Consider the following 13,639-nt stretch of genomic DNA (forward strand, 5'->3'; position numbering starts at 1 on the left):
CGGCACGGGCCGGGAAGGGCTTGGGCCCTTCCCGGCCCGTTGTCGCGTACGGAGAGCAGAGAAGGAAACATGCAGCTCGTAGTCGGCAGGATCGGCCGCGCCCACGGCATCCGGGGCGAGGTCACGGTTGAGGTGCGCACGGACGAGCCCGAGCTCCGGCTCGGCCCCGGCGCCGTCCTGGGCACGGACCCCGCCGCTGCGGGGCCGCTGACCATCGAGTCCGGGCGCGTGCACAGCGGTCGGCTCCTGCTGCGCTTCGCGGGCGTGGGTGACCGCACGGCCGCCGAGGCGCTCCGTAACACCCTCCTCATCGCCGAGGTGGACCCGGAGGAGACCCCGGAGGACCCGGAGGAGTTCTACGACCACCAGTTGATGGACCTGGAGGTCGTCACGGTCGGCGGCACCGTCGTCGGCCGGATCACCGAGATCTCCCACCTGCCCTCGCAGGACCTGTTCATCGTGGAGCGGCCCGACGGGACCGAAGTGATGATCCCCTTCGTCTCCGAGATCGTCACGGAGATCGACCTCGACGAGCAGCGCGCCCTCATCGACCCGCCGCGGGGCCTGATCGACGCCGACGAGGCGGAGATCGCCGGCGCGCGTGAGGCGGGGGCCGAAGCCGGGCGTGAGGCGGCGCACGAGGCCGGGCAGGGCTCCGCCGACGCCTCCGCGAGCGGCTCCGGGAACGGCAGCGCGGACGCCTCCGGGAATGCCTCTGGCAACGCCTCCGAGAGCGGCTCCGAGCGGGGCGACGCCTGATGCGCCTCGACGTCGTCACGATCTTCCCCGAGTACCTCGAGCCCCTGAACGTCTCGCTGGTCGGCAAGGCGCGGGCACGGGGCCAGCTCGACGTCCGCGTGCACGACCTGCGCGCGTGGGCGCACGACAAGCACAACACGGTCGACGACACCCCCTACGGCGGCGGCCCGGGCATGGTCATGAAACCGGAGCCCTGGGGCGAGGCCCTCGACTCGATCATCGAGTCGGGCGAGGGGCGGCCCGTCATCGTCGTCCCGACGCCCAGCGGCCGTCCCTTCACCCAGGAGCTCGCGGTCGAGCTCTCCGAGAAGCCGTGGCTGGTCTTCACCCCCGCCCGCTACGAGGGCATCGACCGCCGGGTCATCGAGGAGTACGGCGACCGCCTCGACGTCCGCGAGGTGTCCATCGGCGACTACGTGCTGGCCGGCGGTGAGGCGCCCGTCCTCGTCATGGTCGAGGCCATCGCCCGGCTGCTCCCCGGCGTGCTCGGCAACGCCGAGTCGCACCGCGACGACTCCTTCGCCCCGGGCGCCATGGCCGACCTCCTCGAGGGCCCCGTGTACACCAAGCCCCCGGAGTGGCGCGGACGCGGCATCCCCGACGTCCTGCTCAGCGGCCACCACGGCAAGATCGCGCGGTGGCGCCGCGACGAGGCCTTCCGGCGCACGGTGCGCAACCGCCCCGATCTGATCGAGCGCGCGGACCCCGCCGCCTTCGACAAGAAGGACCGCGAGATCCTCTCGATCCTGGGCTGGGGCCCCGGCCCCGACGGCCGATTTGGGCGAGTGGCCCCGGACGTGGAAGAATAAGCCGTTGCCTTGCGCCCGGCGCGCGCCCCTGCCACAGGGGGAACGACGTTCGCCCGGTGTTCCGGCACCATCCCCACTTCAGTACGAATTCCGCTGATGACCTGTGGCATCGGCGAGGAAGCAGACGAACATGTCCTCCCTGCTCGACAACGTCAACGCCGCATCGCTGCGCACCGACGTCCCGGCCTTCCGCCCCGGCGACACCGTGAATGTCCACGTCCGCGTCATCGAGGGCAACCGCTCCCGCATCCAGCAGTTCAAGGGTGTCGTCATCCGCCGCCAGGGCGCGGGCATCAGCGAGACCTTCACGGTCCGCAAGGTCTCGTTCTCCGTCGGCGTCGAGCGCACCTTCCCGGTGCACAGCCCGATCTTCGAGAAGGTCGAGCTCGTCACCCGCGGTGACGTCCGTCGCGCCAAGCTGTACTACCTCCGTGAGCTCCGCGGCAAGGCCGCGAAGATCAAGGAGAAGCGCGACAACTGAGCTTCTGTCCGGAGTCCGCGCCTGGCCGGATAGGCTTTCGGCTCGATGGACACCGACGTACAGCTTTCGGAGCGCGACCGCTCTCCCCGCCCCGCAGAGGGCGCGGAGCAGGGGTCGCGCTCCTCGCGTTTTCCCGCTTCCCCGGCCGGTTGGGCGAAGGCCGCCCGGGAGTGGCTGCGGGGCGGCGGCACGCTGCGCCGTGCGGGAGTGCTGCTGACGCTCTGCCTGGTCTTCCTGCTGCTGCTCAGCAGCTATGTGGTGCAGCCCTTCCTGATCCCCAGCGGGTCGATGGAGAACACGCTGCGGGTGGGTGACCGGGTGCTCGTCAACAAGCTGGCCTACAGCTTCGGGGACGAGCCGCAGCGGGGCGACGTGGTGGTCTTCGACGGCACGGACTCCTTCGTTCACGACGTGCCGGCCGAGAACCCGGCGGCGGCACTGATCCGCAAGGGCGCCTCGTCCGTCGGCCTCATGAGTCCCGCGGCGACCGTTTACATCAAGCGCGTGGTGGGCGTCGGCGGTGACAGGGTCATCTGCTGCGACGCGCGCGGCCGGATGCAGATCAACGGTCGGCCGGTGGACGAGAGCTTTCTCTACCCGGGCGACGCGCCCTCGCAGGTGCCCTTCGACGTCGTGGTCCCCAAGGGCAAGCTGTGGGTGATGGGCGACCACCGGGGCGACTCCCGCGACTCCCGCGACCACCTGGGGGAGCCCGGCGGCGGCATGGTGCCGGTGAGCAGGGTCGTCGGGCGGGCCGACTGGATCGGCTGGCCGTTCGGACGGATGACCGCACTGAAGCGTCCTGTCGTCTACGCGCGCGTGCCGGACGCTGAAGCGGCCGCCGGGCACACGGGGAAGCCCGCCGCACGGAGCGGGAGGCCGGGTGGGTAGCAGGGGGCGTACGCTGCCGGGCTCCGCGGACCCGGCGGATGCGGAAGTGGTGGGGGCGGGCGCGGCCACGGGCGGCCGCGCGGCGCGGCGGAAGGCGGCGCGGCGGGTCAAGCGGCGCCGGCGCCGTTCCGCGGTCAAGGAGGTGCCGATCCTCATAGCGGTCGCGCTCCTGATCGCGTTGGTGTTCAAGACGTTCCTGGTGCAGGCGTTCGTCATCCCCTCCGGCTCTATGGAGCAGACCATCCGGATCGGTGACCGCGTCCTGGTGGACAAGCTGACTCCCTGGTTCGGCTCCCGCCCGCAGCGCGGTGACGTCATCGTCTTCAAGGACCCCGGCGGCTGGCTGGACGGGGAGCAGCTGACGGGCGGGCCCGACCCGGTGGGCGTCAAACAGGTCAAACAACTGCTGACCTTCATCGGTCTGCTTCCGTCCGCGAACGAGCAGGATCTGATCAAGCGCGTGATCGGTGTCGGCGGAGACACGGTCAAGTGCTGCGACAAGAACGGCAAAATCACGGTCAACGGAACGCCGCTCGACGAGCCCTACCTGCACCCCGACAACGCTCCCTCGAAGCTCGACTTCACGGTGCGGGTGCCCCGGGACCGCTACTTCGTCATGGGCGACCACCGTTCCAACTCGGCTGATTCCCGCTTCCACCTGGAGGACCCCGGACAGGGCACCGTGCCGCAGGAGCTGGTCGTCGGCCGTGCGGTCGTGATCGCGTGGCCGCTGGGCCACTGGCGGCAGCTGTCCGAAAGAGACACTTTCGCAACGGTCGGTGACGCGCCGCCGGCGGAGGCGCGAGCAGGCGGTTCGGCGCATAGTGTGTCCTTCATGGATCAGCAAGGATTGATCCAACTCCCGACCCCTGCGGAACTCCCGCTCGTTATGGGAGTGGTGGGCCTGCATCGTGTGTACGGCGGCCCGCAGCGTGGAGAGCGGAGCGAGAGGAGTGGATGTGGGGGACTTGGCGGTCGGCGCACGGTCCGGTCACGAAGAGCCCGAGAAGCGGCCCGGGGAGGCTGACGGGTCGCCAGGGGCGGGCGTGCCGGCGGAGGCCATGTCCCAGGCATCCCAGGAGGCTGCGGGCGGACGGGCGCGGACGGACGGCGAAGACGTGAGCCCGGAGACGGACGCGGACGAGGAGGGCCCGCGCGGAGCGGCGCCCAAGAAGCAGCGGTCCTTCTGGAAGGAGCTGCCGATACTGATCGGCATCGCTCTGGTCCTCGCCCTGCTGATCAAGACGTTCCTGGTGCAGGCGTTCTCGATCCCGTCGGACTCCATGCAGAACACCCTCCAGCGCGGTGACCGCGTGCTGGTCGACAAGCTCACCCCGTGGTTCGGTGCCGAGCCCGAGCGCGGCGAGGTCGTGGTCTTCCACGACCCGGACAACTGGCTCGGGGACGAGACCCAGACGCCTCAGCCGGGCCCGCTGGGCGGCGGCGTGCAGAAGGTCCTCAGCTTCATCGGCCTCATGCCCTCGGCCGAGGAGAAGGACCTCATCAAGCGGGTCATCGCGGTCGGCGGGGACACCGTGGAATGCCAGAAGGGCGGCCCGGTCAAGGTCAACGGCAAGGCCCTGTCGGAGAAGGACTACCTCTTCCCCGACAACACCCCTTGCGACGACCAGCCCTTCGGGCCGATCAAGGTGCCCAAGGGCAAGCTCTGGGTGATGGGCGACCACCGTCAGAACTCCCTGGACTCGCGCTACCACCCGAACCAGGACCACGGCTTCGTCCCCGTGCCCGACGTCGTGGGCCGCGCCTTCGTGGTCGCCTGGCCGATCAACCGCTGGTCCTTCCTGGGCGTTCCCGGCACCTTCGACCAGGCCGGACTGAGCGCCGCTGCCGCAGCCGCGCCCTCCGCGCTCGGGCTCGCCGGAGCTGTGCCGCTCGTCCTGTGGCGCCGGCGCCGGCTCACCGCCCGCAGCGGCACCGAGGGCCTCACCCGCCGGAGCGCCCGCAGGGGCTGACCGGCAGAGCCTCCCGAAGGGCTGACTCGCCCGCATACCGCCCGGTAGTGTGCGGTTCCCGTGCCCCTGGGCATGCGGAGACCGATCTTCTACGCGGGGCGGGAGCATGGGATGAGCGGAGCAGGACGTACGGACGACGGCCACGGCCGCGCGGGCAGGATGCTGTCCGGGCTGGCCGTGGCCGTCGGCTGTGTGCTCTTCCTCGGAGGTTTCGTCTGGGGTGCCCTGCTCTACCAGCCCTACACCGTCCCCACCAACTCGATGGCGCCGACCATCGGCCGGGGTGACCGGGTCCTTGCCCAGCGCATCGACGGTGGCGACGTGCGGCGCGGCGACATCGTCGTCTTCAAGGACAAGGTCTGGGGCGACGCCCCGATGATCAAGCGGGTCGTCGGTACGGGCGGCGACACCGTGGCGTGCTGCGACGGCAAGGGGCGCCTCACGGTCGGCGGCAAGCCCATCGAGGAACCGTATCTGCAGGCCGAGGGCCCGGCGTCGCCCACCGGCTTCTCCGCCACCGTCCCCGAGGGGCAGCTCTTCCTGCTCGGCGATCACCGCAATGACTCCGTGGACTCCCGCGGGCACCTCACCGACGCCTCCCACGGCACCGTGCCGCGCGGCGCGGTCACAGCGCGCGTGGACGCCACTGCCTGGCCCATGGGCGGCTGGGGCATGATGGACAGACCCGAGTCTTTCGCCGCCCTCCCGGGCGGTACCTCGCAGCCCGGCCCGCTGCCCCTGGTGCTGGCAGCCGTGGTCGTCGGCGCGGTGCTCATCCTGGGCGGCGCGGCGTACGGGCCTGTGGCGCGTTTCGTCACGCCGAGGCGCAGGGAGGAGGTGCCCGTCCATGGCTGAGGAAGGCCCCGCCCGCACGTCGGGGGAGGCGCCCCCCGGCGAGCTCCGCAGGGCGGCACGGGTCGTGCTGCTCGACCCGGACGAACGCATCCTGCTGATGCACGGTTACGAACCGGGCGACCCGACGACGACCTGGTGGTTCACCCCGGGCGGTGGCCTGGAGGGCGCCGAGAGCTGGGAGCAGGCGGCACGCCGCGAGCTGGCCGAGGAGACCGGGATCACAGAGATCGACCTGGGCCCCGTCCTGTGGCGCCGCACTTGCTCCTTCCCCTTCGACGGCCGCCGCTGGGACCAGGACGAGCGGTACTTCCTCGCCCGCACCGCGCAGCCGGGGAAGTGGACCGGCGGCGGGACGGAACTGGAGCGGCGCAGCGTCACGGGGCTGCGCTGGTGGACCTGCGAGGAACTTCTCGCGACCCGTGAGACGGTGTATCCGACCAGGCTCGCCGGGCTGCTGCGTACGCTGCTCGACGAGGGACCCCCGCGTACGCCGGTGCTCCTGGAGACGGAGCGTGCCTGACGCACAATGGGGGGACGCACGGCTGAAGGGGAACATGCCATGAGCGCCGAGGACCTCGAGAAGTACGAGACCGAGATGGAGCTGAAGCTCTACCGGGAGTACCGCGATGTCGTCGGTCTGTTCAAATACGTGATCGAGACCGAGCGTCGCTTCTACCTCACCAATGACTACGAGATGCAGGTGCACTCCGTACAGGGCGAGGTTTTCTTCGAGGTCTCGATGGCCGACGCCTGGGTCTGGGACATGTACCGCCCGGCCCGGTTCGTGAAACAGGTCCGGGTGCTCACGTTCAAGGACGTGAACATCGAGGAGCTGAACAAGACCGACCTCGACCTTCCGGGTGGCTGAGTTCTCCACAACCGACGGGTTATCCACCAAGATCCAATGATGTCGGGTGCCGGCGGCACGGTGGGCGCCGGAGGTGGTGCCCGTGAACGCCCGAGAAGCACTCGGTCGCTACGGCGAGAATCTCGCCGTCCGCCGGCTGGCCCAAGCCGGCATGGTCGTCCTCGAACGGAACTGGAGATGCCGCGAGGGCGAGATCGACATCGTGGCCATGGAGTCCGACACCCTGGTGGTGTGCGAGGTCAAGACCCGCCGCACCGGCGTGTACGAGCATCCGATGGCCGCCGTCACCCCGGCGAAGGCCGAGCGGCTGCGCCGCCTCGCCGACCGGTGGCTCGCCCGGCACGGCGGTCCGCCCGCGGGCGGCGTGCGGATCGACCTGGTGGGCGTGATCGTCCCCGACCGGGGAGCCCCCGCCGTGGAGCACGCCAAGGGGGTGGCGTGATGGGCTTCGCCCGTACGTGCTCGGTGGCGCTGGTCGGTGTCGAGGGAGTGGTGGTCGAGGTCCAGGCGGACCTGGAGCCCGGAGTCGCCGCCTTCACCCTCGTCGGACTGCCCGACAAGAGCCTCGTGGAAAGCAAGGACCGCGTCCGCGCGGCCGTCGTGAACTCCGGCGCCGAATGGCCGCAGAAGAAGCTGACCGTGGGCCTGAGCCCCGCCGCCGTACCCAAGGGCGGCAGCGGTTTCGACCTGGCCGTCGCCTGTGCCGTCCTGGCCGCCTCGGAGCGCCTCGACCCCCGGGAGATCGCCGACCTCGTGCTCATCGGGGAGCTCGGTCTCGACGGCCGCGTCCGCCCGGTACAGGGCGTGCTGCCGGCGGTCCTGGCCGCGGCCGACGCGGGCTACCGGCAGGTGGTCGTCCCCGAGCGCACGGCCGCCGAGGCCTCCCTCGTGCCCGGCGTCTCCGTCCTCGGCATCCGCAGCCTGCGCCAGCTGATCGCGGTCCTGGCGGACGAGCCCGTGCCCGAGGAGGAGCCGCTGCAGGAAGGCAGCCCGGATCCGATGCTCGCCGGGCTCTCGGTGCCCGGCGCGGGGCTGGGCACGGGGGTCCTGCACGGGGAGCGCCGGCCCGACCTCGCCGAGGTCGCCGGGCAGGCCAGGGCACGGACGGCCCTCGAAGTGGCCGCTGCCGGGCGGCACCACCTCCTCCTCCAGGGCCCGCCCGGAGCGGGCAAGACCATGCTCGCGGAGCGGCTGCCGGGCCTCCTTCCGCCGCTCACGGCCCAGGAGTCCCTCGAGGTCACCGCGGTGCATTCCGTAGCGGGCACGCTTCCCGCGGGGCAGCCCCTCCTCGACCGGGCACCGTACTGCGCTCCGCACCACTCGGCGTCCATGCCCTCGCTCGTCGGTGGCGGCAGCGGGCTGCCGCGCCCCGGAGCGGTCTCCCTGGCCCACCGCGGCGTGCTTTTCATGGACGAGGCGCCCGAGTTCTCCGGGCGGGCACTGGACGCCCTGAGGCAGCCGCTGGAGTCGGGCCACGTCATCGTGGCCCGCTCCGGCGGGGTCCTGCGACTGCCCGCACGGTTCCTCCTCGTCCTTGCCGCCAACCCCTGTCCCTGCGGGCGGCACGGCATGCTGGGGGAAGGCTGCGACTGCACTCCACAGGCCATCAGGCGCTACCGCGCACGGCTGTCCGGCCCCCTCCTGGACCGGGTGGACCTGCGGGTGACGGTCGAAGCGGTGGCCCGCTCCGAGCTGACGGGGATCGGAGCGGGGGCGGAGACGACAGCCCAGGTGGCCGACAGGGTCCGTGCCGCCCGGGAGCGGGCCGCAGCCCGCCTCGCGGACACCCCGTGGCGGACCAACAGCGAAGTCCCCGGCCACGAACTGCGGACGCGCTGGCGCGTCGCCCCCGGCGCCCTCGACGAGGCCGAACGCGACATGGAGCGCGGCATGCTGACGGCACGTGGCCTCGACCGCGTGCTGCGCGTCGCCTGGACGGTCGCGGACCTCGCCGGTCACGACCTCCCCGACACCTCGGACGTCAACTGCGCGCTCGAACTGCGCACGGGCGTCCACCGCGGCGCGGTCGTGGCGGGAGGCCCTTCGTGACGGCTGCCGCCCCCGAGGAGCGGCTGGCCCGTGCCGCCCTCACCCGGCTGACCGAGCCCGGGGACGAGCGCGTGGGGCGGTGGCTGCGGGAAATGGGCGCCGTGGCGCTGGTGCGAGGGCTCACGGGAGCGGGCCCGGCACCGCAGGGGGCCGGCCGCGAGCGGCTCGCCGGGTGCCGGGAGCGCGCCGCCACCCTCGACCCGCACCGCGACCTCGACACCGTCGCCGGGCTCGGCGGCCGCTTCCTCTGCCCCGGCGACAGGGAATGGCCCCGGCAGCTGGACGACCTCGGCGACGCCCGCCCGCTCGGCCTCTGGGTCCGCGGCGGGGCCGACCTGAGGCTGTGGGCGCTGCGCTCCGTCGCCGTGGTCGGGGCCCGCGCCTGCACCGACTACGGCGCGCACGTCGCCTCCCTGCTCGGCACCGGGCTGGCCCGCCGCGGCTGGGTCGTCGTCTCCGGCGCCGCGTACGGCGTCGACGGCGCGGCCCACAGGGGAGCGCTCGCCGCGGGCGGGGCCACCGTCGCCGTGCTCGCCTGCGGGGTCGACGTGCCCTACCCGCGCGGCCACGCGGACCTGATCGACCGGATCGTGGAACGCGGTCTGGTGCTGGCCGAGTTGCCCCCGGGCGGGCACCCCACGCGCAGCCGCTTCGTCCTGCGCAACCGCGTCATCGCCGCATTGACGAGGGGAACCGTCGTCGTGGAGGCCGAGTACCGCAGCGGCTCCCTGGTGACGGCCCGTCGCGCGCGACTGCTGGGCCGCCTGACGATGGGCGTGCCCGGGCCCGTCACATCGGGCCTGTCGGCGGGCGTGCACGAACTGCTCCGCGAGGACGCCAGCCTGGTCACCGATGCGGACGAGATCGCCGAACTGGTCGGCGGCATCGGAGAGCTCGCCCCCGAGCGCCGCGGCCCCGTCGTCGCGCGCGACCTCCTGGCTCCGGGGGCGGCCGTCGTGCTGGAGGCCGTGCCCGGGGGAAGCGGCGGGGGCGAGAAGCTCATCGCGCGAAACGCGGGCCTGAGCAGGGAACAGGCGCTCGCCAGGCTGTACGAGCTGCAGTCGCTGGGCTTCGTGGAACGCCGGGGTGATCACTGGCAGTTGGCCGCCCCACCGTCAACATCCGGCACCTCCAAGCCCCCCGGACGGCGCCCGTCCGCGCGGCGAGGCGGTTCTTGACCTGGGGCGATCGGGTGAAAAGGTTAAGGGGACGACCGCGGCCGCCGATACGGCGAGGCCCGGACGGACGCCGGCCCCCGGCGCCGCCTGACGGCGCTTCCGGCAGGGGATCCGCACACCGACGAAGAGGACTCATCGCATACCGCAACGCAGCAGTCACGCTACGCTCACGGGATTCCAGCCATTCGTACCACTCGACCCACGTCACAGCAGAACGGCTCAAGACGACGAATGCCCCAGCACACCTCCGGTTCGGACCGCGCGGCGGTGCCGCCCGCGGCGCGCGGCGCCGAGCGACCTCCCGCACCTTCGACGCTCGATGAGCTGTGGCGGTCGTACAAGGCCTCGGGCGACGAGCGGCTGCGGGAGCAGTTGATCCTCCACTACTCGCCCCTGGTGAAGTACGTGGCGGGGCGTGTCAGTGTCGGCCTGCCGCCCAACGTCGAGCAGGCCGACTTCGTCTCCTCGGGGATCTTCGGACTCATCGACGCCATCGAGAAGTTCGACCCCGCCCGGGAGATCAAGTTCGAGACGTACGCCATCACCCGGATCCGCGGCGCGATGATCGACGAGCTGCGGGCGCTCGACTGGATCCCCCGCTCCGTGCGGCAGAAGGCGCGCGCGGTCGAGCGCGCGTACGCCACGCTGGAGGCCGAGCTGAGGCGCACGCCCTCGGAGGCCGAGGTCGCGGCCGAGATGGGCATCGCCATCGAGGAACTGCACGGGGTTTTCAGCCAGTTGTCGCTGACCAACGTGGTCGCCCTGGAGGATCTCCTGCATGCGGGCGCCGAAGGCGGCGAGCGGCTGAGCCTGATGGACACCCTTGAGGACACCGCTGCCGACGACCCCGTCGAGGTCGCCGAGGACCGCGAGCTGCGCCGCCTCCTCGCCCGCGCGATCAACACCCTCCCCGAGCGCGAGAAGACCGTGGTCACCCTCTACTACTACGAGGGCCTGACGCTCGCCGAGATCGGGCACGTGCTCGGCGTCACGGAGAGCAGAGTCAGCCAGATCCACACGAAGTCGGTGCTCCAGCTGAGGGCCAAGCTGGCGGACGTCGGCCGCTGAGCGGCCGGCAAGGCCGGGCGAGGCGCTACGGGTCCGGCGGACCGGCGGGGCCTCAGGGGCCTTATGGGGAGGCGTGCGGCGGCATGGGGCGCGAATCCTCCCTCGGCGTCGTCCCGGCCCCCGGCAATCCGTAAAGTGGGGACGTGCCCAGGATTCGAGCGGCCTCGGTGGCCGAGCACCGGACGATGCAGCGCGGCGCCCTGCTGGACGCCGCCCGTTCCCTGCTGTCCGAGGGCGGCACGGAGGCTTTGACGTTCCCCGCCCTGGCCGAGCGCACCGGGCTGGCGCGCTCCTCGGTCTACGAGTACTTCCGCTCCCGGGCGGCCGTGGTCGAGGAGCTGTGTGCCGTCGACTTCCCCGTGTGGGCGGCGGAGGTCGAAGCCGCCATGGAGGGCGCGGACACGCCCGAGGCGAAGATCGAGGCGTACGTGCGCCGGCAGCTGGCCCTGGTCGGCGACCGCCGCCACCGCGCGGTGGTCGCGATCTCCGCAGGGGAGCTGGACGCGGGGGCGCGCGAGAAGATCCGGGCCGCACACGGCGGGCTCATCGCCATGGTCGTGGAGGCGCTCGTCGCCCTGGGCCACGAGCAGCCGCGTCTGGCCGCCATGCTGCTCCAGGGCGTGGTCGACGCCGCCGTGCGCCGGATCGAGCTCGGCGCGGCCGAGGAGCCGGACAGCATCATCGAGGCGGCCGTGTCCATGGCGCTGCGCGGGGTCAGGGGCTGACCAGCGTCGCGCCGGGCCCGCCCTGCATCGGCAGGAGCCGGGACGGCGGCCTGCGCAGCATCCACGGCGGCAGCAGGGACAGGGGATCGAGATAGACCCTGCCGCGTAGCAGCCCCCAGTGAAGGCAGCCTCCGGGACAGTGGAACGGCCCCGCCTGCAGCGTGCCGATCACCTGCCCCGCCGCCACCCGGTCGCCTTCCTTCACTGCTGCCTGTACGGGCTCGTAGGTGGTCCGCAGCGGCGGCTCGCCGGTCCCCGGGTGCTGCACCGCCACCACGCCCCGCCCCGCGACGGTGCCCGCGAAGGAGACGGTGCCCGGCGCGGCCGCCCGTACCGGCTGACCGGGGCGGGCGACGATATCCACCCCGCGGTGCCCGGCGGCCCAGGGCACCGGCGGCGGCCGCCAGGCCCGTACGAGCAGGGGCCTGCCCCCTCGAGCCCCGCCGACAGGCCAGGCCCGCTCGCCCTGTCCCGCGCCGCCCGCGGGCCCGGGCGGCCGGGGTCGTACGCGAGCCCCGGCGGTCCCGGGAGGCTCCGGCGGCTCGGGGTCCGCGGCCGTGGACGCAGGGGGCGGCCCGGGTGGGGCTTGTGCGCCAGAGCCCTCGGGGGCGGGAGCGGGCGCAGCGGCCCTCGCGGCGCCGGCGCCCGCGGCCGTACCGCCGGCCACTGCCCCCGCGAGAACACACAGCGTGACTACGCCTGCCGCGGTGAGCAGGCGTCGGGCGAAAGATCCGATGAGAGTCATGCCCGTACGGTGACGGAGCCCGGCCGTTCGCGGGGATCTTGACGGAGATCTGTGGACTACTCGCGGGTTGTGCACAACGTCGTCACCCGCGCCTTCCCGGGTCCCGTACACTTCTCATGGCGATCCGGGTCACCGGATCGACTTCGCACGCCCCGCTACCGGCGCGTCAGTCCCTTTCGGGCAGCCCGGTGGCCGTGTCTCTCGGTCCGCGGAACGGTTCTCGCAAGGGCATCGTCCACGGCAGGCACCTCGGGGCGTCAGGAGCGGCGGCCGCCCGGCCGTCGTGGAACCGAGTATTTCAAGGAGCGCGGCCATGGCCGTCGTCACGATGCGGGAGCTGCTGGAGAGCGGCGTCCACTTCGGTCACCAGACCCGTCGTTGGAACCCGAAGATGAAGCGTTTCATCTTCACGGAGCGCAACGGCATCTACATCATCGACCTGCTCCAGTCGCTGTCGTACATCGACCGCGCCTACGAGTTCGTCAAGGAGACCGTCGCGCACGGCGGCTCCATCATGTTCGTCGGTACGAAGAAGCAGGCCCAGGAGGCCATCGCCGAGCAGGCGACGCGCGTCGGCATGCCCTACGTCAACCAGCGCTGGCTGGGCGGCATGCTCACCAACTTCTCGACCGTCTACAAGCGCCTGCAGCGCCTGAAGGAGCTCGAGCTCATCGACTTCGAGGACGTGGCCGCCTCCGGCCTCACCAAGAAGGAGCTCCTGGTCCTCTCCCGCGAGAAGGCCAAGCTGGAGAAGACCCTCGGCGGTATCCGCGAGATGCAGAAGGTGCCGAGCGCCGTCTGGATCGTGGACACCAAGAAGGAGCACATCGCCGTCGGTGAGGCGCGCAAGCTCCGCATCCCGGTCGTCGCGATCCTCGACACCAACTGCGACCCCGACGAGGTCGACTACAAGATCCCGGGCAACGACGACGCGATCCGCTCCGTCACGCTGCTCACCCGTGTGATCGCCGACGCCGTCGCCGAGGGCCTCATCGCCCGCTCCGGTGCCGCCACCGGTGACGCGAAGGCCGACAAGGCCGCCGGCGAGCCCCTCGCCGAGTGGGAGCGCGACCTGCTCGAGGGCGAGAAGAAGGCCGACGCCGAGGCCGAGAAGCCGGCCGAGGCCGCTGCCGAGGCTCCGGCCGCGGACGCCGAGCAGGCCTGACAACTCAGTCGGTAGATCACGGCGGGGGACGGCGCGACACGCGCCGCCCCCGTCGTGCACCGTAGTCACCCAC

Annotated in this window: 16 protein-coding genes; 15 read left to right on the forward strand and 1 reads right to left on the reverse strand. The window is 72.1% G+C overall.

The window, feature by feature from the left end; all coding sequences use genetic code 11:
* The first annotated feature begins 69 nt into the window (after window positions 1–69).
* The 14 genes from rimM to ACSNOG_RS04475 all read left to right on the forward strand — a co-directional run bounded on the left by rimM (window position 70) and on the right by ACSNOG_RS04475 (window position 11,656).
* On the forward strand, window positions 70–759 hold the full coding sequence (gene rimM / locus ACSNOG_RS04410) for a ribosome maturation factor RimM (protein ID WP_436751179.1): 690 nt from the start codon (window positions 70–72) through the stop codon (window positions 757–759).
* Window positions 759–1,568, forward strand: a complete 810-nt coding sequence (gene trmD / locus ACSNOG_RS04415; protein ID WP_436751180.1) for a tRNA (guanosine(37)-N1)-methyltransferase TrmD — start codon at window positions 759–761, stop codon at window positions 1,566–1,568. Before rimM ends, trmD begins: the two co-directional genes overlap by 1 nt.
* Window positions 1,569–1,698: 130 nt before the next feature.
* Window positions 1,699–2,049: a 50S ribosomal protein L19 gene (rplS, locus tag ACSNOG_RS04420; RefSeq protein ID WP_030369336.1), complete on the forward strand. Its 351-nt coding sequence runs from the start codon at window positions 1,699–1,701 to the stop codon at window positions 2,047–2,049.
* Window positions 2,050–2,094: 45 nt separating this feature from the next.
* The gene (lepB, locus tag ACSNOG_RS04425) at window positions 2,095–2,940 is read left to right on the forward strand and encodes a signal peptidase I (RefSeq protein ID WP_436751181.1); all 846 of its coding nucleotides are present in this window, start codon (window positions 2,095–2,097) and stop codon (window positions 2,938–2,940) included.
* Window positions 2,933–3,967 (forward strand): signal peptidase I, encoded by a 1,035-nt coding sequence (gene lepB, locus ACSNOG_RS04430; protein WP_436751182.1) that lies wholly within the window; start codon window positions 2,933–2,935, stop codon window positions 3,965–3,967. Before lepB (ACSNOG_RS04425) ends, lepB (ACSNOG_RS04430) begins: the two co-directional genes overlap by 8 nt.
* Window positions 3,909–4,913, forward strand: a complete 1,005-nt coding sequence (lepB, locus tag ACSNOG_RS04435; protein ID WP_436751204.1) for a signal peptidase I — start codon at window positions 3,909–3,911, stop codon at window positions 4,911–4,913. Before lepB (ACSNOG_RS04430) ends, lepB (ACSNOG_RS04435) begins: the two co-directional genes overlap by 59 nt.
* A 111-nt stretch (window positions 4,914–5,024) precedes the next feature.
* The gene (gene lepB / locus ACSNOG_RS04440; RefSeq protein WP_436751183.1) at window positions 5,025–5,768 is read left to right on the forward strand and encodes a signal peptidase I; all 744 of its coding nucleotides are present in this window, start codon (window positions 5,025–5,027) and stop codon (window positions 5,766–5,768) included.
* Window positions 5,761–6,288: an NUDIX hydrolase gene (locus ACSNOG_RS04445; protein WP_436751184.1), complete on the forward strand. Its 528-nt coding sequence runs from the start codon at window positions 5,761–5,763 to the stop codon at window positions 6,286–6,288. The genes lepB (ACSNOG_RS04440) and ACSNOG_RS04445 overlap by 8 nt, the downstream gene beginning before the upstream one ends.
* 39 nt (window positions 6,289–6,327) lie before the next feature.
* Window positions 6,328–6,636: a DUF2469 domain-containing protein gene (locus tag ACSNOG_RS04450; RefSeq protein WP_007821609.1), complete on the forward strand. Its 309-nt coding sequence runs from the start codon at window positions 6,328–6,330 to the stop codon at window positions 6,634–6,636.
* 82 nt (window positions 6,637–6,718) lie between these two features.
* Window positions 6,719–7,078 carry a YraN family protein gene (locus ACSNOG_RS04455; protein ID WP_436751185.1) on the forward strand — a complete coding sequence of 120 codons (360 nt, stop codon included), beginning with the start codon at window positions 6,719–6,721 and terminating at the stop codon, window positions 7,076–7,078.
* Entirely contained in the window at window positions 7,078–8,685 is a 1,608-nt protein-coding gene (locus tag ACSNOG_RS04460) for a YifB family Mg chelatase-like AAA ATPase (RefSeq protein ID WP_436751205.1), read from the forward strand. Before ACSNOG_RS04455 ends, ACSNOG_RS04460 begins: the two co-directional genes overlap by 1 nt.
* Window positions 8,682–9,863 carry a DNA-processing protein DprA gene (dprA, locus tag ACSNOG_RS04465; RefSeq protein ID WP_436751186.1) on the forward strand — a complete coding sequence of 394 codons (1,182 nt, stop codon included), beginning with the start codon at window positions 8,682–8,684 and terminating at the stop codon, window positions 9,861–9,863. Before ACSNOG_RS04460 ends, dprA begins: the two co-directional genes overlap by 4 nt.
* 231 nt (window positions 9,864–10,094) lie before the next feature.
* Window positions 10,095–10,931: an RNA polymerase sigma factor WhiG gene (whiG, locus tag ACSNOG_RS04470; protein WP_436751187.1), complete on the forward strand. Its 837-nt coding sequence runs from the start codon at window positions 10,095–10,097 to the stop codon at window positions 10,929–10,931.
* Between the two features lie 185 nt (window positions 10,932–11,116).
* Window positions 11,117–11,656, forward strand: coding sequence for a TetR/AcrR family transcriptional regulator (locus tag ACSNOG_RS04475; protein WP_436751206.1), 540 nt, complete (start codon window positions 11,117–11,119; stop codon window positions 11,654–11,656).
* Here the strand turns inward: ACSNOG_RS04475 and ACSNOG_RS04480 are convergent.
* Window positions 11,646–12,020 (reverse strand): murein hydrolase activator EnvC family protein, encoded by a 375-nt coding sequence (locus tag ACSNOG_RS04480; RefSeq protein ID WP_436751188.1) that lies wholly within the window; start codon window positions 12,018–12,020, stop codon window positions 11,646–11,648. The genes ACSNOG_RS04475 and ACSNOG_RS04480 overlap by 11 nt on opposite strands.
* 694 nt (window positions 12,021–12,714) lie before the next feature.
* Between ACSNOG_RS04480 and rpsB the strand changes: the two genes are divergently transcribed.
* Window positions 12,715–13,566 (forward strand): 30S ribosomal protein S2, encoded by an 852-nt coding sequence (rpsB, locus tag ACSNOG_RS04485; RefSeq protein WP_106676927.1) that lies wholly within the window; start codon window positions 12,715–12,717, stop codon window positions 13,564–13,566.
* Window positions 13,567–13,639: the final 73 nt, after the last annotated feature.

It is taken from the genome of Streptomyces sp. URMC 124 (genome assembly GCF_051386455.1).
Lineage (GTDB): Bacteria > Actinomycetota > Actinomycetes > Streptomycetales > Streptomycetaceae > Streptomyces.